The organism is Lacipirellula limnantheis (assembly GCF_007746075.1).
GTDB lineage: Bacteria > Planctomycetota > Planctomycetia > Pirellulales > Lacipirellulaceae > Lacipirellula > Lacipirellula limnantheis.
On sequence record NZ_CP036339.1, the window covers coordinates 3024940 to 3049730 of the forward strand.

The 24791-nt window shown below is 60.7% G+C and carries 17 protein-coding genes and 2 pseudogenes; 12 read left to right on the forward strand and 7 right to left on the reverse strand.

The window, feature by feature from the left end:
- Positions 1-311: 311 nt before the first annotated feature.
- Positions 312-4550 (reverse strand): S8 family serine peptidase, encoded by a 4239-nt coding sequence (locus tag I41_RS11810; protein ID WP_145432844.1) that lies wholly within the window; start codon positions 4548-4550, stop codon positions 312-314.
- Positions 4551-4801: 251 nt separating this feature from the next.
- A pseudogene (locus I41_RS28010) lies at positions 4802-5437 on the reverse strand (recombinase family protein).
- A 512-nt stretch (positions 5438-5949) separates the two neighbouring features.
- Between I41_RS28010 and I41_RS11820 the strand changes: the two are divergent.
- Positions 5950-6144, forward strand: coding sequence for a cold-shock protein (locus tag I41_RS11820; protein ID WP_145432846.1), 195 nt, complete (start codon positions 5950-5952; stop codon positions 6142-6144).
- Here the strand turns inward: I41_RS11820 and I41_RS11825 are convergent.
- The 4 genes from I41_RS11825 to I41_RS11840 form a co-directional block, all read right to left on the reverse strand.
- Positions 6141-6374, reverse strand: coding sequence for a hypothetical protein (locus I41_RS11825; protein ID WP_145432848.1), 234 nt, complete (start codon positions 6372-6374; stop codon positions 6141-6143). The two genes, I41_RS11820 and I41_RS11825, sit on opposite strands and share 4 nt — an antisense overlap.
- A gap of 804 nt (positions 6375-7178) precedes the next feature.
- Positions 7179-7616, reverse strand: a complete 438-nt coding sequence (locus tag I41_RS11830) for an RrF2 family transcriptional regulator (protein ID WP_145432850.1) — start codon at positions 7614-7616, stop codon at positions 7179-7181.
- 359 nt (positions 7617-7975) lie between these two features.
- Positions 7976-8416 carry a hypothetical protein gene (locus tag I41_RS11835; RefSeq protein ID WP_145432851.1) on the reverse strand — a complete coding sequence of 147 codons (441 nt, stop codon included), beginning with the start codon at positions 8414-8416 and terminating at the stop codon, positions 7976-7978.
- Positions 8417-8507: 91 nt separating this feature from the next.
- A complete protein-coding gene (locus I41_RS11840) occupies positions 8508-8858 on the reverse strand; it encodes a Ku family protein (protein WP_145432853.1) in 351 nt (116 codons plus the stop codon).
- 189 nt (positions 8859-9047) lie between these two features.
- On the opposite strand from I41_RS11840, the gene I41_RS11845 reads away from it, so the two are divergent.
- The 5 genes from I41_RS11845 (at position 9048) to I41_RS11865 (ending at position 15256) form a co-directional block, all read left to right on the forward strand.
- Positions 9048-9428, forward strand: a complete 381-nt coding sequence (locus I41_RS11845) for a BlaI/MecI/CopY family transcriptional regulator (protein ID WP_145432855.1) — start codon at positions 9048-9050, stop codon at positions 9426-9428.
- Positions 9346-10506: a M56 family metallopeptidase gene (locus I41_RS11850; protein ID WP_145432857.1), complete on the forward strand. Its 1161-nt coding sequence runs from the start codon at positions 9346-9348 to the stop codon at positions 10504-10506. Before I41_RS11845 ends, I41_RS11850 begins: the two co-directional genes overlap by 83 nt.
- 132 nt (positions 10507-10638) lie before the next feature.
- A complete protein-coding gene (locus I41_RS11855; protein ID WP_145432859.1) occupies positions 10639-11442 on the forward strand; it encodes a PEP-CTERM sorting domain-containing protein in 804 nt (267 codons plus the stop codon).
- A gap of 1017 nt (positions 11443-12459) precedes the next feature.
- The gene (locus tag I41_RS11860) at positions 12460-13137 is read left to right on the forward strand and encodes a PEP-CTERM sorting domain-containing protein (RefSeq protein ID WP_145432861.1); all 678 of its coding nucleotides are present in this window, start codon (positions 12460-12462) and stop codon (positions 13135-13137) included.
- A 229-nt stretch (positions 13138-13366) separates the two neighbouring features.
- On the forward strand, positions 13367-15256 hold the full coding sequence (locus tag I41_RS11865; RefSeq protein ID WP_145432863.1) for a hybrid sensor histidine kinase/response regulator: 1890 nt from the start codon (positions 13367-13369) through the stop codon (positions 15254-15256).
- A gap of 629 nt (positions 15257-15885) precedes the next feature.
- On the opposite strand, the gene I41_RS11870 is transcribed toward I41_RS11865, so the two are convergent.
- Positions 15886-16860, reverse strand: a complete 975-nt coding sequence (locus tag I41_RS11870; protein WP_145432865.1) for a hypothetical protein — start codon at positions 16858-16860, stop codon at positions 15886-15888.
- Positions 16861-17180: 320 nt separating this feature from the next.
- On the opposite strand from I41_RS11870, the pseudogene I41_RS28760 reads away from it, so the two are divergent.
- The 6 genes and pseudogenes from I41_RS28760 to I41_RS11900 all read left to right on the forward strand — a co-directional run.
- Positions 17181-17258, forward strand: a pseudogene (locus I41_RS28760) (transposase); the annotation flags it as partial.
- A 155-nt stretch (positions 17259-17413) separates the two neighbouring features.
- A complete protein-coding gene (locus tag I41_RS11880; protein WP_145432867.1) occupies positions 17414-18913 on the forward strand; it encodes an ATP-binding protein in 1500 nt (499 codons plus the stop codon).
- A 616-nt stretch (positions 18914-19529) separates the two neighbouring features.
- On the forward strand, positions 19530-20612 hold the full coding sequence (locus I41_RS11885; protein WP_145432869.1) for a hypothetical protein: 1083 nt from the start codon (positions 19530-19532) through the stop codon (positions 20610-20612).
- Between the two features lie 510 nt (positions 20613-21122).
- Complete coding sequence (locus I41_RS11890; protein ID WP_210421177.1) at positions 21123-21497, forward strand: hypothetical protein; 375 nt, start codon at positions 21123-21125, stop codon at positions 21495-21497.
- Positions 21498-22130: 633 nt separating this feature from the next.
- Positions 22131-22658 carry a hypothetical protein gene (locus tag I41_RS11895; RefSeq protein ID WP_168206834.1) on the forward strand — a complete coding sequence of 176 codons (528 nt, stop codon included), beginning with the start codon at positions 22131-22133 and terminating at the stop codon, positions 22656-22658.
- Positions 22659-22769: 111 nt separating this feature from the next.
- Positions 22770-24776 carry a carboxypeptidase-like regulatory domain-containing protein gene (locus tag I41_RS11900; RefSeq protein ID WP_168206835.1) on the forward strand — a complete coding sequence of 669 codons (2007 nt, stop codon included), beginning with the start codon at positions 22770-22772 and terminating at the stop codon, positions 24774-24776.
- Positions 24777-24791 lie beyond the last annotated feature (15 nt).

Below are 24791 nucleotides of genomic sequence, written 5' to 3' on the forward strand. Positions count from 1 at the left end.
TTCGGTCTCGCGCGGCGGCTGATGCGGCGAATCGTGCGGATGGACGCGGATCGATCGGACTCTTGTTGAGAGGTTCCTCCCACTTCGAACGGGCCGCCGGCCAAGCGTTCTTTCGCGCGACGCTACCAGAATCGCGACGACCGCAATCTTGCTGGACGGATGAGGCGCCATCCCGCTGGGCGTCGTGCCGACCCGCGGTCCACCTAAGGGCCGCATGGATGTGCAACGGCGCCCGCTACGACTACCATTACCGAAACGTACCGGAGGGCGGCGGCAATCATGTCGACTCGCGTTCGGCGCGGCGGCGACGTTCAACTCCCCAGCCGCGAAAAGACGAAATCGATGGCCGTGAGATTGACTACGTCGCTGACATCCAGACCACGTCCGGCCACCTGATCGTAGCCGTCGATGTCATGGCGAAATCCTGTGCCGCTGAACGTGGCTTGGTTGCCCGTGCCGGCAATCGTGTCGACGCCAGACGAGCCATAAAGGTCCGCGCGATCGACGCCGCCAGCCGTGGCATGACTCTCTGTAGCGGAAAACCCTTCCGCTTCGTTGAAAAAGCCCGCTCCTGTGAGAATAGCGCGGACGCTGCCGGCGATGAACTGGTCGTTGCCGGCGGAGTCGTAGAAGATTGCACGATCACTGCCGCCGGCTTGCGACCAAGCCTTGGTCTTGTCAAATCCGCGCACTTCGTGAGCGAATCCGCTGCCCACGAAGGTGGCGCGGTTCGACCAGGCCGTGAACGTGTCGTTGCCGGCGGAGTCGTAGAACTCGGCTTGGTCGACGCCGCCGGCCGTGGCGATGGCAATGACCTGTTCGAAGCCGTCGGCCTGATTCCAGTAACCGCCTCCGGTGAGGACGCCCCGAATGGCGCCTCCGTAGTACGCATCGTTCCCCGCTGAATCGTAGAGGGTCGCCGTATCAGCGCCGCCGCCGGTGGCGAAGGCCCTGGCCGTTTCGAAGCGTCGGACTTCGTGGGTGAACCCTGTGCCGGTCATCACGGCCCGATCGCTCCACGCCGACCAAGAGTCGTCGCCAGCCGAATCGTAGAACGTGGCGACGTCCGTCCCGCCGCCGTCTCCGTAGGTGGTCGACTTGGCAAAGCCCCGGGCGTCGTGAGAGAAACCCGCGCCCGTGAGCGTCACCCGGTTCGACCAAGCCGTCACGGCGTCGTTGCCGGCAGAGTCGTAGAACTCCGCTTGGTCCGCACCGCCGGCGTTCGAGTAGACGATCGCGCTGTCAAACCCTTCCGCTTCGTTGTAGAAGTTGGCTCCGGTCATGACGCCGCGGACGGCTCCGCCGTAATAGCGGTCGACTCCGGCCGAATCGTAGAATGTCGCTGCGTCGACGCCGCCGGCGGTGGCGATCGCCTTGACTGCCTTGAAACCACGCGCCTCGTGAGCGAATCCGCTGCCGACGAGAGTAGCGCGGTCCGACCAACCGGTGAACGCGTCGTTCCCGGCGGAGTCGTAGAACTCCGCTTGGTCCGCGCCGCCTGCGGTTGAGTAAGCAATCGCGCTGTCAAACCCTTCCGCGACATTGTAGAAGTTGACTCCGGTCATGATGCCGCGGAGAGCTCCGCCGAAGTAACGATCGGCGCCGGCGGAATCGTAGAACGTCGCGGCGTCGACGCCGCCGGCGGTCGCCATCGCCTTGACGGACTTAAAGCCACGCGCCTCGTGAGCGAATCCGCTGCCAACAAAGGTGGCGCGGTTCGACCAGGCCGTGAACGTGTCGTTGCCGGCGGAGTCGTAGAACTCGGCTTGGTCGGCGCCGCCGGCCGTGGCGATGGCAATGACCTGTTCGAAGCCGTCGGCCTGATTCCAGTAACCGCCTCCGGTGAGGACGCCCCGAATCGCGCCTCCGTAGTACGCATCGTTCCCCGCTGAATCGTAGAGGGTCGCCGTATCGGCGCCGCCGCCGGTGGCGAGGGCCTTAGCCGTTTCGAAGCGTCGGACTTCGTGAGTGAACCCTGTGCCGGTCATCACGGCCCGATCGCTCCACGCCGACCAAGAGTCGTCGCCAGCCGAATCGTAGAACGTCGCGACGTCCGTCCCGCCGCCGTCTCCGTAGGTGGTCGACTTGGCAAAGCCCCGGGCGTCGTGAGAGAAACCCGCGCCCGTGAGCGTCACCCGGTTCGACCAAGCCGTCACGGCGTCGTTGCCGGCAGAGTCGTAGAAGTTGATTTGATTAAAGCCGCCGGCCACCGCATCAGCCGTGGTCTGGTCGAAGCCCTCGGCTTCGTTCCAATAGCCGACCCCGGCCATAATTGCGCGGACTTGGCCGGCGATGAAGGTGTCGTCACCCGCTGAGTCCGTGAACGCGGCCGTATCGACGCCGCCCGCCGTGGCCCAGGCTTTGGTTTTGGCGAATCCTTGGGCTGAGAGGACTTGGCCGCCGGAAAGCGTCAAGGTCATGCGGTCGGGCAAGGCGGCGAGCGAGTCGTTGCCCGCCGAATCGTACAGGTTGGCGACGTCGGCGCCCCCCCCGCTGACCGCCGTTTGAGTTTCGACGTTGGAGACCGTAACGCTGTAACCCGTCCCAGTGAAGAGCGATTCGGTGCTTCGAAGGGTGACCGATTCAGCGGCCGTCGTCCCTTGAAAGGCAAACGAGTCAGCGCCGCCGAGGCCATTGACGACGAAGCTGTTGACCGAGGTCGTACCCCAGCGATACTCCAGGCCATTGACGACGATGACGCTGGTAGAACCCGCGGAGAATTGGAATGTGTCAGTCCCGGCTGTGCCGTTCACCCACACTTTGGAGCCAACTTGAGAGACCAGGTTCACCAGCTTCACGTCGACGTCGCTGTTGGTCCCCGCCAAGCGGACGTAGTAGGTGACGCCGGCGACGACCGTGGCGTCGACTCGGGACGTCCCGGCGCCAGCAACGCCGCTGGCGATGAGGTTGAGGTTCGCGTCGTGAAGACTGACGCTGACGCTGCCGCCCGCCGCATTGAACGACCCCAACGCGCTCAAGAGACCGTTCTGGGAGGCGACGACCCTGAACCATTTTTCGCCGGCGACGCTGACGTCATTGACCTGCTTCGAATCGACGTTCCCTAGATCGGTGAATTCGAACGTACTGGAGGGGGTGAGCGAGGCGGTGAGCGTGTACTTGCCGATGCCCGACGTCGACGCGAGTCGGACGGAATAGACCTGACCAGCCTGGACGGCGAACGCGACCGTTCCCGACGGTTGACCAGCGAGGGGAGAGGCACCGGTAACCTGCCATTGGGCGGTCATCGCCCCGCTGGTTGATGCCGCAAACTTAACGACGCCGTTTGTCGACGCCGTGAACTTGAAGAAGTCGGCGTCGTTGAGCGTTCCAATGGCGCCTTGCCGATTGATTGGAGTCGTCAACGTGCCGAGGTCAAGCGCGGTTGCCGTCGTCGAGCCGACGTCGTCCGCCGGCATGATCGAATCGATGGCGCGCGCGAGGTTAAGACGCTTGTAGGTCAGGCCGGTGACCGCGTCCACGACGGAGTCGGCGGTGGCCATCATTTTGTCGTAGATCACATCCTGGTTGATCGTCACGACGCCCGCGAATTGCATCGCTTGGCGAATCAGGACGCTGGCTCCGGCAATGTAAGGCGTCGCGAGATGAGTTCCGTTCCGCGTCGCAAAATCGTCGGCGGCCCCGTTATTGTTGCCGGCGTAATCGGGGACCGTACTGACAATGCCTTCGCCAGGCGCCGCAATGCCGCGGGTATGACGCTGGCTGAAGAAGCTGAGATTGCCTGAACCATCGGTCGACATGACCGGCACGACGTTGGGACTGGCGGCCGGATAACTGAGCCCGGGGGCGTTGTACTGAGTGAAGCTGTTGCCTGCCGCCGCCACGATAAAGATGCCGTCGGCCTTGAGCTGGGCGAATTCGTCTTCCAACGTGGACCAATTGGGCACGGTGGTGGCGTTCCACTGGGCGACGCCTAGCGACAGATTGACCGTGGTGATGGGGTTGGCGAACGCGTTGCGGTTGGCATGGACCCATTGCAAGGCGCTTTCGAGCCAGCTGAAGTAGCCTTCGCCAGCGTCATTGACGACGCGGAGCCCGACGAGATCAACGCCCGAAGCGACGCCCGGATACGTCGAGTCGCTGCTACCGATGACGCCCGCGACGTGGGTGCCTTGGGACCCGCTCGGACCGTCGTCGTAGGGATTCCCATCGTTTTCTTCCGTGAAGTCCCACCCGCCGACGACGCGGTAATTGGCGCCCCAGCCGCCGCCCAGGGCGGCGTGGTTCCAGGCGATGCCGCTGTCGATGACTGCGACTGTCTGGCCCGCGCCGGTGAGGCCGTAGTTGCTTTGGACGCTATACCAACCGGTTTGGGTGTGGGCCCCAACCAGCATCGGCGACAGGCTAGCGGCGCCTGCGTCCTGGGGCGCGACCCAGAAATCCGGTTCGACGACGACCGCGTGATCAACAGGAGGCGTCGCGACCGTCGTCGTCGTTGCTTCGAGCGCGCGACGAGCGGCGGCGATCAACGAGCCGGCGGACATCACTCGACGATCTTCGAGCTGCTCAATCTGAGGGGCGCGACGAGGCACGGGGTGAGTTCCGATGGCGGACTGGCCGGAAAAGCGATTCCAGAATCGTGAATCGGACGAACGGTGATCTCGCGCGGCAGTCCCTTCGCTGAAACAAACGACCCGTGCGTCAATAGAACTCTACGTCACAAATCGCTGGTGGGGTGTTTCTGGCAAGAGGCGCGACGAGCGTCGAAGTGCCGATTGTGAGGGCTATGGGTTCCGGCGCGCCGGAAAAACAGTGCCCCCGCAGATCTGTTCTTCTTTCCCGGTCACACGCCGTTTTCCACCCGCCCGAGCGAGGCTGAGGCTTTCTGCTGACCCAGCCGTCGTTGCCTTGGAGATGTTGAGCGTCTTGCAGACGTCGTCGATGTTGAGCGTGTGATCGTCGTAGAGTTTTCGGGCGGCTCGTACCTAGCTTCATCGAGATCGATAGGCGGGCGACCGCCTCGTCGGCCCCTTGCTCGCGCTGATGCCGGGCCAGCCTTGGTTCGCTCCTGAATCAAGCGACGCTCGAATTGACCGAGTGCCGAGAAGAGGCGAAGGATCAACTCGCCTGATGGGCTGCTCGCGTCAATAAGACCGACGCTGACGGACCGGAAGCCGACGCATCAATCGCGCAGTTCTGCGATCAACCCGACCAATCGGTGCATTGAACGGCCAAGCCGGTCGAGTCTCCAGACGACGAGCGTATCGCCAGGCTGCAGTGTTGCGAGGCACGCGCCTAGTCCAGGGGGTTCGGTTTTCCCGCCCGGCGCCTTGTCGGTAACGATGTCGTCATCGCTGATGCCCAAGCCGATCAGCGAATCCATTTGGAGAGAGAGGTCCTGCTCGTCAGTGCTTACGCGCCCATCGCTTTGCGGGTTCTTCTCGCGCAGTTTGGCCGCTCCAGCTTGCTTCTTCGCTATAGAATTCTCTCTTTACGTGACGGCGTCCAAGGGAAGGTAGGGATTCAACGAATTGCAGAAAGTGTCGGTGCGACCGAATTCTCGTCGATCGTGCCTATCAACCGGCGTGGATATCTCCCAGTAGCTGTAGAGCTTGCATTCGCCCTTTCAGCAAAATGTGACAGTTACGCCGATTTACTCACGGGACGAAACTCATTGCCCCGATAGACTCTTTGTGCTATCCTCGAAGCACTAAGACAGCGAAGGCATATGCGAGAGGCTTTGCCGATTGCGAGCGTTCCCTGGTCCGGCGGGATCCAGTGACGTCATCAATCAGCCCTTCTTCTTGTTGACCTCTGCCCTTCATCCTAACCGGCTTCCGTGTCGGTCTTCGGCGATGTTGATCCACGGTGTGGATCAGATTGCTTTCTTACGTTGAGTTCCCGGTAACGGGGCTCTAATGCGTCACCCGATCGTAGTTGCACGGTGCGCGGGTGCGCTTTTCACGAGAACTGCGTGCAGGAGAATGTTACGTGTCGCAAGGTACTATTAAGAAGTTGACTGACAAGGGTTTTGGCTTTATTCAGGGCGACAGTGGAGATATTTTCTTCCACTCCTCCGCCGTTGAAGGGGCTGGTTTTGACAGCCTCTACGAAGGCCAAGCCGTGCAATACAACGAAGGCATGGGTCCCAAGGGGAAGCGTGCTGAGAATGTTCGGATTGGCTAATCGCCAGCCGTGCATTCACTAACGTGATGCATCAAGACGTCGGGGAGCGCTCGTTCGCTCTCCGGCGTTTTTTTTGCGCCGACTGCATGCAGGGCAAATCGCGTTGGCGACGCTGCGGCGCCTAGAACTTCTGCCACCACCATCCCCTTCAGCGCCGCATGATGCGCGAAGATGACCATCGGGCCCACTGGCTGATGGGCCGCCGCCAGAACGACCGATAGAACGACCATCCAAGCGTCAACTTCTCAAGCGAGCGGGGCCACGATGAAACCTCGTCTCCTTCTCGTCCTGCTCATCACTGTCGCTGCCGGCTGCTCATTTGGTCGGGAGAAAGTCGCAGCCGCGACAGAGGAGCGCACGGCACACGACTCAGCCGATGAGACAGGTTCGCCAGTCGAACACAATTGATGACGCCGGTGCGCCCTGCTCCCGGGCTGGTGATCACGCCGGCGGAAGTGATTCATCTGCCATTGATTGGTCGTTCAGCCAACGTTTGGGGCCGGCGCGCCCCGCGTTTGGATTGGGACGACGATGAAGCGAGATTCTCTTGGTTGCCCTGCCGGAAATCGGAAGACGCGGGGTAAGTTGAAGTCTTAGCCTCTTCGACGCGAACGCTGCGGCCACGCCGCGCGCTGGGTCGCTGGACGCCGAGAGACGAAAGATGAGCATGACCGACGCGATTTTTCCAATTGAACTTGAATCCCGGGTCATCGAGCGTCGCGCTGAGCCAAAGCGCACGATGTTGCGAGAGGCGCACTGCATCTGCTGTGACTTGCGTAGCAGTGATCGGCACTCAGCTGTGCGACTGCGAGAGATAAGCGCCGCATGTCATGAATACGGCCTCGCGAAGATGGGCGCCGTCGTTGCGGCGCTAGCCGAGCATTCCACCCGGTAGGCGTCACCCTCTACCGGCGGACGATGTCCGGTAGTTGGGGACAGGAACGAATAGCTTCGAATCGGCGGCGGAGAGGCAGCCTCAGCCGGTCGGCTGAGGCTGCGCTCCCCCCCGCTTGGACGAAACGAGCGAGCGGCGCTTAGCGCTTCTTGGCGACCGGCCGCTTGGTCGCGGGGCCACGGGCGGCAGCCTTGACGGTCTTGCCCTTGGGGAGCATGTCGGCCAACGTCTCGGACGCAAACGTCGCGCGGAGCTGGTCGACGGCCGTATCCATCGCCTTTTGAAGCTGAACGGCGGCGGGAACCTTCTTGCCGGGGGTCCGCTTGAGCGGTTCAATGGCGTCGATGACGTCGAGCAAGGTGATTTTGGCGGCCGGCTTGGCGAGCTTGACGCCGCCGCCGACTCCACGACGGGAGTGGATGAGTCCGCCGCGGCGCATCGACTGGAGCACCTTGGCCAAGTACGCGCTGGGGACCTTGGCCTTCGCAGCAATATCCTTGGTGGTGGCGGCTCCCGACGAGTCGGCCGCCAGCTGCACCATGGCTCGCAAGGCGTATTCGACGGTCTGTGAAAACATGCTGATCTTCCTCATCTGGCGAGCGGCGCGTTTGAAGCGCCTGGAGTGGTGATGGAACGCCCTTCGATAGCGTTCCGCTATCTCATTTTTAAGCCGCGCCGCGGTTAAAAGATAGTAGGAACATCGAATTTTACGCATAACACCGAGTCGCAGGTCCGATTGGCGTGAAAATGGAAAGAATTAAAAGGATCGGGTGGTCGACCAAGGGTCACGTCGACGGAAGAAGCGAGGGGAGTTTGTGTACTTTCCGAGCCGTTTTTAGAAGCGCGGTTTCTTGGCCATCGACGTCCGAGGCCCGAGGCCTCCCGGTTGGTCGGCTTTTTCAGCACATGAGCAGGAACGTAATGTGCCGAGAGCCGCTACGCTTGCGTGCGATTAATCGCCTCGGACTCGGACGAATAGGATGCATTGCCAGCGAACGTTTTGTGGCAGGTGAAACACGTCCACTTGACCTCACGCCGGTCGGTTCCCTCGTGCAAGTCAACGCACCTCTTTCCTCGCGCCACTCCGCCTCCCACATCGCAGCCGCCTGGCTGGGGGGATGACTCTTGCAATTGGCATGACGCTGGGGAAGATTGGGAGAGGTCTAACCGAACCAAAACGGAAAAAGGCTCGTCCATCATCATCGGCGGCCAACCATACTTGGCGGCGAGCGTCTCTCGTGCGGCCTGAGCTCCGTATAGCGAACTGCCCCGGCGATAGCCCTCGGCGATGTTCCCGCCCGTGGAGGCCACGAACTGGAATTCGCCGGCCATCGCCTTCGGGCTGCAAACGGCGGCGTTGATGGACATGCGTTGCATGCGTTCACTTTCGCTGCAAGCGTTGCCATGACAACAACCGCCAGGAATCGCCGGCACGAGTTCACCGTGTCTTGCGTTTCTTTGCAGGCGTTCACTGACGCGCTTTCTTGGCGACCGTCTTCGGAGCCGCTCTGGCCCGCTTCTGCAGGCTCGCCCATAGCGCATCCATGATATTGATCGTCCGCGGCAGAGCACGACTCGGCGGCCGCGACACTTCATGTCCCGCAACTTCGGCGTCGATCAGTTCTCGCAGTCGCTCGTGGCACAGGTCGTGGTACGACTCAAGCTCCGGTTCTTTGGCTCGCGTGGCCAAGATGAGCGTGCGCGCCAGCTTCAATTCAGCGGCAACTACTTCCCCGTCATGCAGTTCCTTCTCAAATTCCTCGGACCTGCGCTTACCTCTGGCGTCGTTTGGCGGCGAAGCCGTTAACGGCTTGCGCACGAATCTCAATGCCACCAGCGACTCGCGGTTAGGGATCGCCGACGAATATCAGTCCGATTCTTTTACACCGCGCTTGCGTCAACTACAAATGTAGGTACAATCGCAATTACAAATGTAGTTGAGGGAAGCGTCTCGCCGGCCCGGAAATTGATCGCAAAAAGGATGCTCGAATTGTCCAAGAATCGTTCGATGGCGAACTCAGAACTAGAAATTGCCCGCGTGTTGTGGGGACTGGGCAAGGCTACGGTGCGACAAGTTGTCGAGGCCCTTCCCGATCACCGCAAGCGCGACTTCACGACTGTGCAGACGTATCTCGCACGGCTGGAGGAGAAAGGCTACGTAAAATCTGAGATAACCGGGCGCGTGAAGACGTTTACCAGTCGGGTACGCCCCGCGAGTGTGATTCGAGATGTTACGAACGATTTCGTCGAACGGCTATTCGGAGGCGATTCCTTTCCACTACTGCAGCATTTGATTCGCCAAGGAGATGTTTCCGCCGAGAAAATCCGGCAGCTCCGAGCCATGCTCGACGAACTGGAGCAACCCTCAGAACCCACCACCGATGATTAACAGCGTTTCCATCATTGATTGGGCAATCGTGCAACTCGCTCAGCTGACGTTGCTGATTGCGCTCGTGGCGCTCTTGGATCGATTGCTCTGGCGACGCCTGCCGTCTGTCACTTTTCTGATTTGGGTTCTCGTGCTCTTGAAGGCCCTCACTCCTCCACTTTGGTCGAGCCCGGTGGGCATTTTCAGTTGGACCTTCGGCGGACTCGTCGGCCCGGGATCGCCGGATGACTTTCCGCAAATGGCATGGGCTCAGCAGAGCACTCGTCTGATCGGACTGTCTTTCTCCGAAGAGCTTGCCAGGTGGCTGATTGGCGCCTGGTCGCTAGGGGCGCTGGCGACAATTCTGAGATGGTGCGCAAGCTGGCAGGAATTGATTGCTGCCATCGCAAATTCGGACCGGCGCGCGGCCGAAGACATTTGTCCGATGGTCGAGCGAATTAGCGGTAAGCTCGGTCTCCGCAAGCCCCCGAGCGTCGTTGTTGTGAAGAGCTCGCTGGGGCCAGCTGTTTTTGGCTACCGCTCCCCCAAACTCATCCTGCCGGCAGAGTTACTGCTAAGTCTGTCCTCGGCAGAACTGGAAAGCGTCGTCGGGCATGAGTTACTGCACATTCGCCGCCACGATTTTGGCGTGGCGCTGCTGGGAATGATGGTCAAAGCATTGTTCTGGTTTTTCCCGCCAGCTCGGTGGGCCGTGGAAAAAACGATTGCAGCCGCTGAGCATTGCGTCGATCGCGACGTCGTCACGCAACTTAGGATGCATCGTGTGAATTATGCTTCCGCCCTCCTCCGCGTTTTGGAAGTGAGAAACAGCTTCAGGCCGCTTGCAGGCGTACCCAGCATGCGTGCTGCAGACGTGACGGAACATCGGATTACTTGCATCCTGCACGATCTCAGCGCCGGTTCGTCGCGCAACGGACGATTTACCTGGAGCGTCTTGTTACTATCGGCTGCCATCGTGCTACCCGGACGACCGCTTAACATTTTTGGTCCGCGTTGTATTCCAGCGTGTCCGCGCACTGATGCTCATCAATCAGTTGCGGCAGCAGAGATAAGCGCGGAAGAAGCGAGTCGCCAATGAGAATCATTCCGGTGCAGCTCGAAGCATTAATGTTCGCTTGACGAATCAAGGTTTAGATTCGCGTCAGCGTCTTCCACTCGCCTGTAAGGTAGGCAACGCGGGCTCCTGTGATCGTATCGTTTGCGGTCAGTGGTGAGCACGTTTTTCTGCTCCTTGATCGTGATGGCGCTCAGGGTGCGCGCCGATTTACGTTTGACGTCCACATATTTTAGAAGGGCTAAAACAATGAAGATTCAGTTTATTGCCGTGTCGACCTTGGTCATCGCGCTCTGGGCAGCCATCAGCGGCACGGTTCGCGCCGTGGAGGTTGCCGGCGGCCAGACCAGCGTCGCGCTCGACACAGCGTTACTTGCCAGCGCGGCGAGCTTGAATTTATCAAGCGTGTCGGCTGACGTGATTGCTCCAGGTAGCCTACCCGGATCAGTTGCTTTCCCAATCAATTCGCGGACTGCGGCGACGCTACCCACCACGTTCACTTACAATCCTGCGACCTTCCCAGCACTTGGCAGTTTCGCTGGCGCCATCGAACACCAAGGAAGCGTGTTCTTCAATGCCAACTCCGTGGAAGTGGGCGACTTCACCATCGGCTTTAATGCGGCCCGGGCCGGCACTCTCGGCGGTCAAGCCAGCGGCTTCTATGTGGAAAGTACCACAGGAATTGCCGCCATCTTGTTCGACCTCAAGGTGAATGGAGCTAATCCGCAACCAACTAGCTTAGTCGTGGACGCCGATTTGCTCGTCTCGCCAGAGTTTGGCTCATTTTTGTTGAGCGGCGGTCTGTCGACGGCCAATTTGCAAGGGGCTGACGTGGGCGATGCTCGCGTCTCGGCCACGGCGGTACCCGAGCCGGCAAGCGCTGCATTGCTCGGCGTCGGTTTAGCCGCGTGGGCACTGCATCGGCGCCGCGAGACGCTAAGCCTGCACAACCGTTCGTGAAGCATGCACGGATCGTAATCAACTGAGCAACAATGAGCGTCCCGATTTCTTCAATCGGGACGCTTCTTTTAATGACTTGGCGGGGCCTTTCATCGGGGGCTTTGCCACCGACTCCAAAAACCCCGCTCTGGGACTACGAAGCCAACAAGAAAAAGCTGAGAGCGTTCTGGAAGTGTGACAGGAGACCCTGCCCGTCACCATGGGACGCATCGAGACACTCGAGTGAAGAGGTCGCCAAACGACGCCAGACATCACCTAGCATTCCGCGGCGGAACGGCGACTTCGCCTACCTGACACACCCACTCAGGATACCAGCTTATCGCCCGGAGGGTCCGCCTTCGGGAGCAAGCCTCGGTCTGACAAAAATCGAACTGGTCGTTATCTGACCGAACAGTGGGCGAGGCGGGAACTAACTGGAGTCGGCCCTTATCGCGCGCCGCGCCCGGTCTAGGCAGCCGTCGAGCACTTCGCGCGTAACGGAGCTCGGTACGAGACTTGCAACAACAGCGCCTGGTCGAGTTCTTTGAAAGCAGGCATTTATCAAGTCCACACCAAAGAAGCCACTTATCGGCAAGGGCGAACCGGGCGTCGGCGTTCCGGCCGCAGAACACCGCGTTCCCACCAAGGCAGTAAGCGTCGGTAAAGATGAGCAAACCGAAGTTCCGATTCGGACCGGTCCGGGCGGTGGCCGAGTTGGCGGCGGCGCCACCGGTGAAACAACTCCTGCGAGAGATACCGCTGCTCAGCGCGGTCGTGGGGAAAAGCGGTAGCGATCCTACGAAATCGAGTTCGGGCTCCGCGAGGCACGGTCGCGCGAAGTTCCTGAGACATCCAACGCGCCCGTTTCGCCGTAACTCATGTCTTTGAGGCTTCTGCCGCGATGGTCCATCCGTGGAGACTAACAGTCGGCTATAATCCCCTTCAGATTTCGCTCGGTTCGCCATTGAGATCTGTGCAAATTGTGATTCTGTTGAAAATAAAGCCTTCGAACAACAACTCAGGAGTGAAAACACGCTAATGATTCGCTACAAGTCGGTTTTCCTGTGGCTCCCGCTCTGCGTCGCCGCTTGTGTCATGTCGGCCGCGCCGGCGGCCGCGGTGCTGATCACGCGCACTCTCAACCAACAGATCACCGCCGTTCCAGACGGTCCGAACCAGATGTACGATTTGGACGTGGATCAGGATGGGACGACCGATTTCACCTTTCGTTCGCTCATCGGGGTAACGGACGATCCAACCTTCGCCAGTTTCGCGGACATCAAGCCGCCGTTTGCAACGATTAACGGCGTGGTCATCGACAGCCTTACGGGCGATGGCTTTCCCACCGCGAGCCGCCTCCTGCCGGGGGCCGTCGTCTCTTCGGCGAGTCTCTTTTCCGGCAACAATGACCTGGGCAATTTATCGTCACAATTCTTTCCCGACCCGCCAACGGGCAACTTTCAAAACCAAACTGGCTTTGTGGGATTTCAGTTCCAGAGACTTGGCAGTACGCACTACGGCTTCGCCCAAGTCACGGTCAATGATCTCATCGCTACTCAAGACCCGTTAGCGGTCACCATCGTCGCCGTGAGCTACGAATCCGTTGCGGGCCAGGCGACTACGGTGACCGCCGTGCCGGAACCGGCGTCGCTTGCCCTCGCCGGGATGGGGTTGGCCGCCCTGGCCGCCCGTACTCGTCGACGATTGACAGTCTAACCGCCCGCCAGCGATTGGTGCACGTTGATCGGACGCAGGGATTTTGTCAGCTCATCAGCTCCATCAAGTACCGAAAAGCCGTCGGCCGGTGAGTCAGTAGACGCTGCCAGTCGAATAAACCGAGCAGCGACCAAGGCGCGTTGTATCAGCACGCCTGGAAAAATCCGTGTCGCCGACGCCGCTAACCGCGGTTTGGGGAGCGAAGGGAACGACGATTTAGCGCGTTTCGATGTCACCAAGCTCAGACTCACTGACGGCGAGACTGCAGCCAGGTCTTTCCACGCGGCGCCGTTACCTAACGGCGGCGGTCCTCGTGGCGTGCGCTGTCGCGCTGCGCGCGCTCTTGCATCAGTGGCTGGGGCCGCCAAGCGTCTTTCTATTTCTGAGCGCAATTCTCCTCTCTGGTTGGATCGGCGGCGTGGGGCCTGCGTTGGGGGCGCTGCTCGCCCTCCACGTAATCCATGCCTACTGGTTTCTTGAACCGCCCGGCTTATGGCAGCCCGATTGGGCGTCGGTGGCTTCCACAGGAGCGTACTACCTGGCGGGAATCACCGTCGGACTTCTCAGCGAAAAGCGTCGGGCCGCAATTGCGATGGCCCGGGCCGAGCACCTCGACGCAATCGCGCAACGTGAGCAGTTGCGAACCGCGCTGGCGTGCATTGCGGACGGCGTGCTCGTGACGAACGTAGCGGGAGAAATCGAACTGATGAACCGGGCCGCCGAGGCGGCGACCGGTTGGACGCTCGCGGAGGCGAAGGGTCGACGATGGCAAGAAGTGTTCAGCCTGGGACGCGAGGGTTCAAACGCGTGCCTGGAGAGCCCGGTGGACCGCGCCTTGCAAGAACAGGCAGTAGTTCACGAAACGTCACCATTAATCCTGCGGGCGCGTCATGGGGGTGAGATTCCAATCGCCTATAGCGCCGCCCCGGTGGCGGACGCGGATGGCGCCGTTTCGGGCGTGGTGTTGAGCTTCAAGGACGAATCGGCGCGGCGGCGCGATGAACTGGCGCTTAAGGAAGCGGACCGCCGAAAGGACGAATTCCTAGCGACGCTAGCTCACGAGTTGAGAAATCCACTGGCCCCCATCGCCGCTGGGATCGAACTGCTCAAGGGATCGACGGCCGATCCTGGCGCTAGTGAAGAGATTCGCCTGATCATGGAGCGACAGACGCAGCACATGGTCCGGTTGATCGATGATCTGATGGACGTTTCGCGAATTACTCGCGGCAAGCTGGCATTGCGCGAGTCCGACGTCGCGCTGCATGACGTCATTCGCAATGCGGTGGATGCGACTAAGGGACTTTTTGTCGCGGCAGGCCATCGCCTGACGTTGCGGCTCCCCGAGGCGCCGGTGGTGCTGCACGCCGATGGAGATCGCTTGACGCAGGTCTTCAGCAACTTGCTCAGTAACGCCGCAAAATACACGCCTGAGGGGGGCGCGATCGAGTTCGCAGCCACGCTATCGGTCAGTGACGTGATCGTTACGGTGACTGACACCGGGATTGGAATTCCTAGCGACAAGTTAACGCAGGTGTTCGAGTTGTTTGGCCAGATCAATCAGCGCTTGGGCGCTGGAGGGGGGCTGGGGATCGGTTTGGCGCTCGTCAAGCGTCTGGTGGAAATGCATGGAGGACGCGTCGAGGCGGAATCCGCCGGCGAAGGCTCAGGTGCGACGTTTCGCGTACGCCTGCCCGTTCGCGTAGGCGCTGCGGACGCGCCATCGGCGCCATCGTCTCCAGCAGCGAGGTCGCCAGCAGCGTCGAAACGGGTGCTTGTCGTCGACGACAACGCTGACGCGCTTGACTCGCTGAGCCGCTTGGTGAAGTTGATGGGCAATGAAGTCTGCCGAGCGCGCGATGGCTTGGAGGCGCTGGAACTGGGCGCCTCCTTTGAGCCCGACGTCGTCCTGATGGATCTGGGGATGCCGAACCTGGATGGTTACGAGGCGGCGCGGCGCATGCGACAACAAGCGTGGGGGAAATCGATCACGTTGGTGGCGACCACGGGGTGGGGCCAAGATGAAGATCGAAGGCGCTCCAGCGGCGCCGGCTTCGATTTTCATTTAGTGAAGCCAGTTTCGGTGACGTCGCTTGCTGGGATACTCTCGCCGACCGCCTAGCACATCAGCACCGTCGTCGGTCCGAAGGGTCGCCGTGTGGCAGCCCGAAGGCGGCGACGAGTTGGGAGATTCCTGGCGAGACCGTCAGGCGCGATCGCCGGAGCCGACCGGATCGTTAGCGGCCGGCAGTTTCTTAAGGCTACGATAAGCCCGGCAATGAGCCAGGCTAACGGCCTTCTCCAAATGATGCCGTTGGTCCCCCCGAGAATGGCCCATGCGAGAAGCCAAATCCAGAGCACGCCACGCCAAATGGCGCGCTGGCTTCGACGGCGCCGCGCCGTGCAGACGCCCCGTTAGGTTCGCCGCCAGCGAGCTTGAAGGCGTCTGCATGGCTGCCGAGCGTGCGGCGGCGATTCAGGTCTGCGGCGCGTTCTGCGCCGCCGCGGCGTCATGCGCCACCGGGGATTAGGCCGCTCGGCAGACGGCGAAGGCGCGAACCGCATTAAAATAGTGGCGGAAGGCGTCCGCTCCACGGGAATCCGCAGGCTGTATAAGGGATCCGTCCCGGGACGCACCCCCCGCGCTGCAGGTTCGAAAGCCGTCGGTTGGCACGGAAAGCTGGCGGTGGTTGATTCACCTAGCCTGGTGCTGCAATTGTCCGGGTCTCGCCAGTGCATCCCGCTACTCGATTACGCCGGCTTCCCGCTCGTCGACTTTCTCCGGTAACGGCGACACTGAACTGCCGTAGCGATTCCCAAGCAGACGGCAAGCTCGATCGAGCGCGATTCGGGAACAACGACTTTGATCTGGCCAGCGCTGGAAAGGCTGTTGTTGAGTTTGACGATATTGGAGCCATCGAGGTCGCTTCGCCAAAGCCCGCCGAGGCCGTCATCTCTCCAGAAGATAGCATTGAACTCGGGGACAACTTCAATATCGGATGGAATGGAGATCCCAGGAAGATCGGACAGGTCGATAAAGCGCTCCATCGAGCCGCCGTCCATACGGACGCGATAGATAGCACGGGGATCGCTGCCGTCGATAGGTTGCGCTGAGAAATAGACAAACTGATGAACGGGATCTATTCCGAGGCCATTGAGATTTCTAATTCCAGTGACGATCGGCGTGACCACGCCATCATCCGTTCTTGCGTAAACCTCATCGGTGAAGCCTGTCCCAGCGTAACGTCCGACTGCCAAGAACGCCGTTTGATGAATTTGGTCGAACTCTATCTCCACCGTGGTGCGGAAACCGAGGTCGATATACGCGGGGGCCGATAAATTCCATTCCGAACCGCGGAAGTACGCCAGGAAGAGGCGGTTATTTGATTCGTCGATTTCAATGCGCGAAGGCAAGCAACAGTTCTGGATAAACTCGACGCGGTTCGAGCCGTCGATATTCGACTTCCAAATGGATTCAGTGGACGGGGTTCTGGAGCTTGGCGCCTCGAAATAGATGGTCCCTGTCCGATCATCGATGTCGAACGGCCCAGTAGCTCCGGTCAGCACGACCGTAGCATTCGATCCATCGAGGGTTGAACGATAGATGCTCTTCACACCGCCAACGGTCGCACTGTAGTAGAGCGAAGGAGAATCGCCGTACGCCTTGCTCGCGGACTCCTGCAACAAAACCAATGTCGCAAAACCAAGCAGCCAGCGTGAGTACATTAGGTCGCTCCGATTGAATGTGTGCGCAGCCGCTCCACTGTAGCCACGATCCATCGGGGGGACAATTTATTCCATTTGCCCGCCTCACGTTGATCCAATCGCCTCACATTCCGCTGCGGACCGCCGACTTCGCCTCCCTGACGCACCCGCTCAGGATACCAGCTTAACGCGAGGAGGGTCCGTCTTCGGGAGCACGCCTCGGTCTGACAAAAATCGGGCTGGTCGTTATTTGACCGAACAGTGGGCGAGGCGGAAACTAACTAGAGTCGGCCCTTATCGCGCGCCGTCCTCGGTCTAGGCAGCCGTCGTGCTCTTAGACCGCCGCGCTCTTCCCCAACGAAGCCAGCGCCCTGAGACTCGTCACCGCCGTCCTGATGGAAATCAGCGAAGAATGGGAACGGTCCCAGCCGCGCTCGCGAAAGCGCCGGGCCGACATTGTCGCCACGCACGCGGACTTACGGCCACTATCAGCGAGACCGTTATAACCGTTCCGATCGAGGGGAATCTGCATCAGCTTGGTTTGCTTCTCTGCGGCAGCAAAGTAGGTTGAGTTGTGCGGAAGTCAAATCCCTTTTCCAACTTCGGCGGCATGAAGGTGAATCAACAGCTAACTGGGGTCACGAGCTACGTGGCTGGTAGACAAGGCGACGACGAGCTTCGGCTCGATGCGCTGATAGACCGCATCCACGAGCTCACCCTTGCGGAGGCGTCGCCGCCAAGGCACTCGATTGCCGAATCGGTATCTGCGCCATCGCCACGTCCGATGATGGCTAATTTCATCTCTTGTCAACCTGACAGCTGGGTGCCGATTGAGCCTGATACGCTGACGGCGGGAGGGCTGACGGGCGGCGAAGGCGAAGCGCTGATTCTCAAGGTACTCAACAGCCGCGCGGAGGCGACTGGCCGATGTTTGTCTGAACAACTTAAACTGGCCTTTCGTCTCATCGATCCGCTCTTGCAAACGATGAAGCAGGACCGGCTCGTGGCCCATAAGGGCTCGGCCGCGATGAACGACTACACCTATCAACTTACGGAGATGGGCCGCGAGCGGGCCAGGAAGTGCGCGGAGCACTGCACGTACTGTGGCTCCGCCCCTGTTCCGTTGCGAGATTACATCGACAGCGTGAAACGGCAGTCGCTTACCAGCGAGCAGCCCACAGAAGAGGATTTACAGCGCGCGTTCGAAGACCTGATGATCAACCATGAGATGCTGCTGCGGCTGGGGACGGCCATCAATTCGGGCCGCGGTATGTTTCTGTTTGGCGCGCCTGGCAATGGCAAGACCAGCATTGCCGAACGAATCACCAAGGCCTTCGGGGAGACGATTTGGATTCCGCGAGCTCTTAGCATCGAGGGCGAAATCATGCGCCTTTTCGATCCGGGCGTCCATGAGGTAGCGCCGCTGCCAGAGAATCACAGTGTGCTTGATAGCCGCAAAGTCGATAATCGCTGGATTCGCATTCGCCGGCCCACGATCGTCGTCGGCGGCGAATTGACAATGGAACACCTGGAGGTGTCGCTTAACAGGGTGACCAACGTCAGCGAAGCGCCGGTGCAATTGAAGAGCAACTGCGGCACGCTGGTGATCGACGACTTCGGTCGGCAGCGGATGACCACCGACCAGCTTCTCAATCGCTGGATCGTGCCGCTGGAAAAGCGGTACGACTTCTTGAATCTGGCCAACGGGACAAAGATTCAGGTGCCGTTCGATCAGTTGATCGTGTTCTCTACCAACCTGGAGCCAAAGAGCCTGGTGGATGACGCGTTCCTGCGGCGGATTCCGTACAAGATTGAAGTCATCGACCCAGATGAGCAGTCGTTCCGCCAGTTAATGAAGACCATGGCAGCAAAAATGGAAGTCGAGTACGACGAGGCGGCCGTCGACTATTTGTTGGATAAGCACTATCGGGCCGCGAATCGGAAGTTGCGCTGCTGCCAGCCGCGCGACCTTATTCTGCAGATTCTCAACTTCTGCCGCTACACGAAAAAGCCGGCGAAACTGACGCCGGAGAATTTCGATTTTGCGGTCGGCAATTATTTCGCGGTGCTGTAGCCGGAGGGAGGGCGTCGCCCGTTCCTTTCGGCGATCAAGCGGTGGCGAGGAAGCTGCACATCGACTGCCGCCTACTCGCGCGGCGAGTTAAACCACCAAGCGGAGACGCTGGCGGCTCCGAGTAGCGCATTGATCGCCAGCGAGAGCAAGCAAAAGTGTTCTCGCTGAGTGACTTGCCGATGGAATACATCGGTCCGCTTACTTGGCTGATTCGCCGGTCAGGTCACTGTGGGCTTGTGGCGAGCTAGCTCCCTTAACTTCTGAACGGAGGGGCAGCGTGAGTACGTGCTCTCCGTCACAACCAGCTTGCGAATGATCTCCGCGACTTGGCCGCAGCACTCATCCTGGCGCAGCGCGAACGCAGTCTGCTCTTCGGGGAAACTCCTTTTTCGGCGTGGCTGGCGGCCCTCCTTAAAAATGCAAGTTAGCGAAGAATCTTACCTTCCGCGTGGAAGCAGAAAACAGCGCCGCGCGGGCGAACCAACGGTCGCGAACTTGGAACTTCACGACTGCCTCTGAGGGGATTTTCCGGTCCGGCGCCGCATCGCCTGAGCGAAACGGCTATAACTAGTTCCCAGCAGAGGGAAACCACGAATCACTCCTCAGGGCAAGAATCATGCGAAACTTCACGGTGCTGGCAGCAATCTGCGCGATGACGCTGACGGGTCGAGTTTCCGCGGCCCCGCTCAATTTGGCGCACGTCGCTGCCAATGCGAAGTGGGTCGCGCATCTTGATCTTGACGCCGTCCGCGCTTCCACCGTGGTCCAGCGGGCTTGGGAGAAGGGGACTACCAAGCATCCGGAGGCGAAGAATCGGCTGGCGACGGTCAGCGCCATGCTCGGCATGGACCCAACGAAAGATATCCATGGCATCACGTTCTATGGCGCCGGCTATGGCAAGGCTGCGGGCGTCATGATTATCGCTGGGGAAATGAACTCCGAGCGTCTCCTCGGCCTGGCGAAGGTTATTCCCGGTCGAGAGACGACGAAGCAGGGTGATCGCGAATTGCACAGTTGGAGGAAAGGCGCCAAGACTGTCGCCGCGATATTTCAGAGCGAGAAGTTATTGATCATCGGGGCCAGCGCGGACGACGTCGGCGCCGCCCTCCAGGTGATTGACGGCGACGCGGAGAGCATCGCGGCCGACGGGCCGCTCGGCGGCAACATCCCTCCCGGGACGACGTTCCTGCTACGCGCCGACGGAATCGCCGGGGCGAAGCTGCCTTGCAGGGCGCCGGTGGTGAAGCTGATTGATTCGCTGCGCATGGTCACTGGCGAGTCTGAGGGGACGTCGTTTTTTCGGGCGCGCCTGGAAATGACCAATCGCGATGCAACCGAATTGGGACTGCAAGCCGTCAAAGGATGGCAAGCGCAGGGGAACTTGCTGTGTCCTGACGAGTTGGGCCGCAAATTTATCAACGCCCTGCGACCGACGGCCGAAGGCGAAACGCTGACGCTGCTGTGGAACGCTCCGGCTGACGACGTCTGGAACGCCCTGCAGAATCTAGAGAAAGCGATCGGCCAGAAGATGGCGCGCCGTCAGAAGCATGCCAAGGCAGGGGGATGCCCGCTGTGTGCAGCATGTGAGTCGGGAAGCTGCCCCCTCTGCGCCAGCCATGACGAGGGTTGCCCTTGCGACGATTGCCAGAAGCCGCAGGACAAAACGACGAAGTCTGTAGCGCCGGAAGAGGATTTCTAAGTCGACTCCATCCTCATGGGTTGCAGAAGTCGCCGCCTCCGGCGCGCGTGATTCCGCCGGCGAATTCCCGGCGTCGCGTCCGTCTAGATCCAGGAATTGCAGCCTGTCATCCTCTCTCAGCGACGCGACCAATGAATTTGAGTTCAACGATTCTCAAAATCAGTTGATCGGCAGTCTGGCAAGAAAGATGGCGTTGGTTGGTTTGGTGATGATGCTTTTCGGACTGCTGCAACTGATCAACGGCGTGACGTCGGAGTGAGCGTGCCGGTTTCTTGCCGGCGCTATCAAGCCCCCGATAAAGCGCCGCCTGCCGCCGTCCGTGCGCCTACCACACGTCGTTAGGCCATCGCCCGCCAAGCCGCCCCTCGAACGGAGGTCAAGCTTGGGGGCTTTACCACAGCCCATCAATGGATTAGTGGTATGTCCGGCAGGCGGCGTAGTCGAACAGGTCATCAGCGCCCTGAAAGTGCGCTGTGATCCCACGGAGGGAATCGTCCTATGTGTCCGTAGTTGCCGCCGCGAGGCGTACGGTTCACCTTCTACGGAGGGCCTCACGACGGGCACGTCGAACTGGCGAGCGCCGACGAGCCTACGAGCTGGGGGGCTCTGCAATGGTCGGCCAGCGAGGGCGGACGCGTGGGCTATCGGTTCGCGGTCGTCTCTGAACTGCTGGCGCAAACGCTCGCGTCGACCCTGGAGCGATTCGAGGAGTCAGGCGAGCTCGATCTCACGCCGCTGGATGGTGCGTCAGCCCACTGCTTCGAAATCGTGTCGCAGGAGCGCGAAGACGACGATACGCTGAGCGCCCGCTGCGCGTATGTGGGCGACGTGCCGCTGGACGCAATCGTCGGCAAGACGCCGACGGCGCGGCTCTCGTCAATATAGGCGTCCCCGGGTCTCCATGACGCCGCGAGAAATAACGTGAACGCCAATCTCATTCACTGGCAGAGGCGCCGCCTGTCCGCTGGCAAGTCAGCTGCGGAAGCTGTGCAGCGATCTTCTCTCCACCGCCTTCTCTCCACCGCCTTCTCTCCACCCGAAGGCATGGGCGCAAGGTAGGTGAATGGGCAGCCGTCAGGTAGTTTTGCCGGCGGCTGTCGGGGTGGTTGGCTTTCCATGGCCGCCTCGATAGTTGCGGCACAAGAACCTACGCTCGGCGCGGATCCGTCTTGCGGCAGCGGAGCAGGGGGCATAGCGGAGGCAAGAGAACGGCAAGTTAAGAGAGCTAGCTCGCAACACGCCTATACTAATCTGGCCGGCCAACCAGCCAAGTCAACGGACCGATGTATGCCATCGCCAAGTCACTCGGCGAGAACACTATTGCCCTTACTGGCGATCATGGCGCTAATTGCAGGCGCTGGCGTCGCCGCTTGGTGGTTTAACTCGCCGCGCGAGTACGCGGTCGTTTACGTCCAGATTCCTCGCTACCGCTCCATTCTGGATGGCGCGGATTCCGAACCATGGGACGAATACCGCCGCCGCCGCGGCGATTACAAATCGCTTCTCGTCAGTCCGTTGGTGATCGACGCCGCGCTGACGCGGCCCGAGATGGCGACCCTACGGCAATCAGGCGAGCGCCAAGCCTTGCAAGAGTGGCTTCGTCAGTCGATTGCCGCCGTGTTTCCCAACGACGGCGAACTGATGCAAATCTCCTTGCCCGTCGGGCATCTAGACGCCGATCAATCCATCCAAATGTTAGACGCCGTGGCAACGTCCTTTCACGAAAAGGTCGCACTACGCGTTCGCCTGGACAGAGCGGCGTTAATGATCGATTTTAAAACCGTCGTTGATGACATGAAAAATCGGCTCGAAGCGCAGCTCAAAGATTTGCACAAAATGGAAAGTGCACCCCCGCCTGCCGACGCGACCGCAATCGCGTTTCTCAAGGAGCGCTGCTCGTTAGAACGCAAGCTATTGGGCGAGTGCGAACTCCAGCTGCTTACATTTCACCTAGCCAATGAGCTGGACGACCGTTCTGGGCGCAGTGGGCGCTATCCCGCCGACGCGCCGCAAATCCTGCAACGAGCCGCCATGGCGCGTCACTGATCGTCGACGAGGAGCTAGATGGTCTTCGATAATAGAACCATGCATCGAGCTAGCGACAGCGAGAGCGCCGGTAGGCAGGCGCCGCGGTCGCGTTGTTGGGGAGATCGAATCGTGAGGCAACGACAGGTCGTTTGGCGGATTCTGTTGTCGGTCGGGTTGGTCGCTTCAGCGGCGCAGGCCCAAGGGCAAGAAGGGATCCCGCCCGAATTGCTCGCCCTTCTGGTGGAGCCGTCCGAACCGCCAGTCCCGCGCATGATCGCCGGGCAAATTGTCGATGAGAACCAGCGACCATTGGCCGGCGTCGAGGTTGTGGTGCTGGAGTCGAACGAGAACGATGGCGCCTCCCAGCGAGTGGCGAGCGCGACGTCCGACTTGATCGGCCATTACCAAATCCCCTTGGGAGAATGGACGCAGCGGCGATATCCGCAAGGCAAGGTCTTGCCCGTCGACTGGGTGGATGGGGATCCCCCGCTGCTGACGATCGTCGCCAAAGCGCCCGGTCGAGCTTCGTTCCGGGTCGGGGTATCGTCTGCGGACGCGGTCAATCTGGGGGACGTGACGGACATCATGCTGCCGCCCGCGGCCTCCTTACGGGGCGTCGTGACGAAGGCCGACGGGACGCCGGTGTCGGGGGCAGTGGTCTCAGCGACGGTCGGCGTGGCGTGGCCGCGCATTGACGACGGAATTTTCCGGGCGCGCACCGATGCTCAAGGCCGGTACGAAATTGCCGACTTGATCGCCTTCAGCCAAGACGAACCGACCGACAAAGGGAGGCCCGTGGCTTATGGGATGGTGAAGGCGACGAGATCTCTGCAGCTTCCCGGGCTGATCGTCGGCGATGACAACCACATCAATCTCACGGTCGAGCACCCCGATTTCGCCGTGAAGCACATGCGCTGCAAGCGGGTTCCGGGCGAAGTCAACGTCAGTCTCGATCCCGCGGCGATCTTATCGGGCCGCGTGGTCGCCGCCAGTGGCAGCGGCGTCTCCGAGGCTCTGGTTTGCGTGGCGAGTGTGGCGAGTGCGGAGCCGGAGGCAGAAGGGGAGGGCGACGTCGGGCGGCGGTACGTTGAGACGGTCAGAACGGATGTAGACGGACGCTACTTGTTTCGCAGTCTCCCGGCGGGCGACTACGTTGCGTCGGCGAGACTGGGCCATTACCAATACATGGCGCCGACCAATCTCCAGGCCAAGGCCGGCGAAACGATGATCGCCGATGATCTCGTCGCCTCAAGCCCGTGCCTGATCCGGGTACGGCTGATTGACGATCAGACGGGGCAGCCGCTGGCGATTGAGAAGAACGTCCTCGCCCTGTTCTTCCTGACGACCGGCGACGCCGACCGACAAACCACGTCAGCCGTCCCGGTTCTGCTCACCGGCGACCACTTCGAGCTTCGCTCCAGAGCGGGCGACTTCAGTCTGAGTTTCAGTCACCTGAGGGGCGAAGACGACACCGAGCTGTATGATCCCATTCCGTTTCAGATTGCCGGCAGGATCGACGTCGACCCCGCTCCACCCCTGGACGTGAGCTTTCGCCTGCGATCTCAGCGCATGGCGGAAGAGGCCCGCAAAAAGCATCAGGCGTCGGTTGCGCAAGCCGAGCAACATGCTCGCGACGGCCAGTTCGAAGCGGCGATCGAGTTGCTCGATGAAGCGCTCGCGGCGTCTCCGAAGTCCATGCCGGCACGACGGCTGCGTGCCGACGCTCGGTCAAAACTGCAGCAGTACCGCGAGGCGATCGAAGATTACACAGCGCTGCTGACCGACGATGAGGTCCTGGAGGTCCTGGGCGATGACGCGCAGCGCATTACCATCCGCAACGATTTGGCGTTTATCCTGGCGACTGCGCCCGACGAAAGCCTACGCGACGGGGCAAGGGCGGTCGAGTTGGCGCTGGAGGCGGTGCAGCTGGCGGAACAGTCGCATGTTCTGTTCGATACGGTTGCAGTCGCCTACGCCGAGACGGGAGACTTTTCGGAAGCGATCCGCTGGATGGAGAAGGCCATCGCACTGGATCCGCAACGCGAGGCGTATCAGCGACATCTCCAGCTAATGCGCGCGGGCCAACCGGTGCGTCAGGAAGAAGAGGCCCAGGACGACGACGGCGCCGGCCCTTGAACATCGCCCATCCAC

Excerpts from the sequence above, each read along its gene's own strand:
- I41_RS11825 (WP_145432848.1), bottom strand. The coding sequence starts at position 6,374 with ATGGTCGTTCTATCGGTCGTTCTGGCGGCGGCCCATCAGCCAGTGGGC.
- I41_RS11830 (WP_145432850.1), bottom strand. The coding sequence starts at position 7,616 with ATGTTTTCACAGACCGTCGAATACGCCTTGCGAGCCATGGTGCAGCTG.
- I41_RS11835 (WP_145432851.1), bottom strand. The coding sequence starts at position 8,416 with ATGCAACGCATGTCCATCAACGCCGCCGTTTGCAGCCCGAAGGCGATG.
- I41_RS11845 (WP_145432855.1), top strand. The coding sequence starts at position 9,048 with ATGGCGAACTCAGAACTAGAAATTGCCCGCGTGTTGTGGGGACTGGGC.
- I41_RS11850 (WP_145432857.1), top strand. The coding sequence starts at position 9,346 with ATGTTTCCGCCGAGAAAATCCGGCAGCTCCGAGCCATGCTCGACGAAC.
- I41_RS11860 (WP_145432861.1), top strand. The coding sequence starts at position 12,460 with ATGATTCGCTACAAGTCGGTTTTCCTGTGGCTCCCGCTCTGCGTCGCC.
- I41_RS11865 (WP_145432863.1), top strand. The coding sequence starts at position 13,367 with ATGTCACCAAGCTCAGACTCACTGACGGCGAGACTGCAGCCAGGTCTT.
- I41_RS11870 (WP_145432865.1), bottom strand. The coding sequence starts at position 16,860 with ATGTACTCACGCTGGCTGCTTGGTTTTGCGACATTGGTTTTGTTGCAG.
- I41_RS11885 (WP_145432869.1), top strand. The coding sequence starts at position 19,530 with ATGCGAAACTTCACGGTGCTGGCAGCAATCTGCGCGATGACGCTGACG.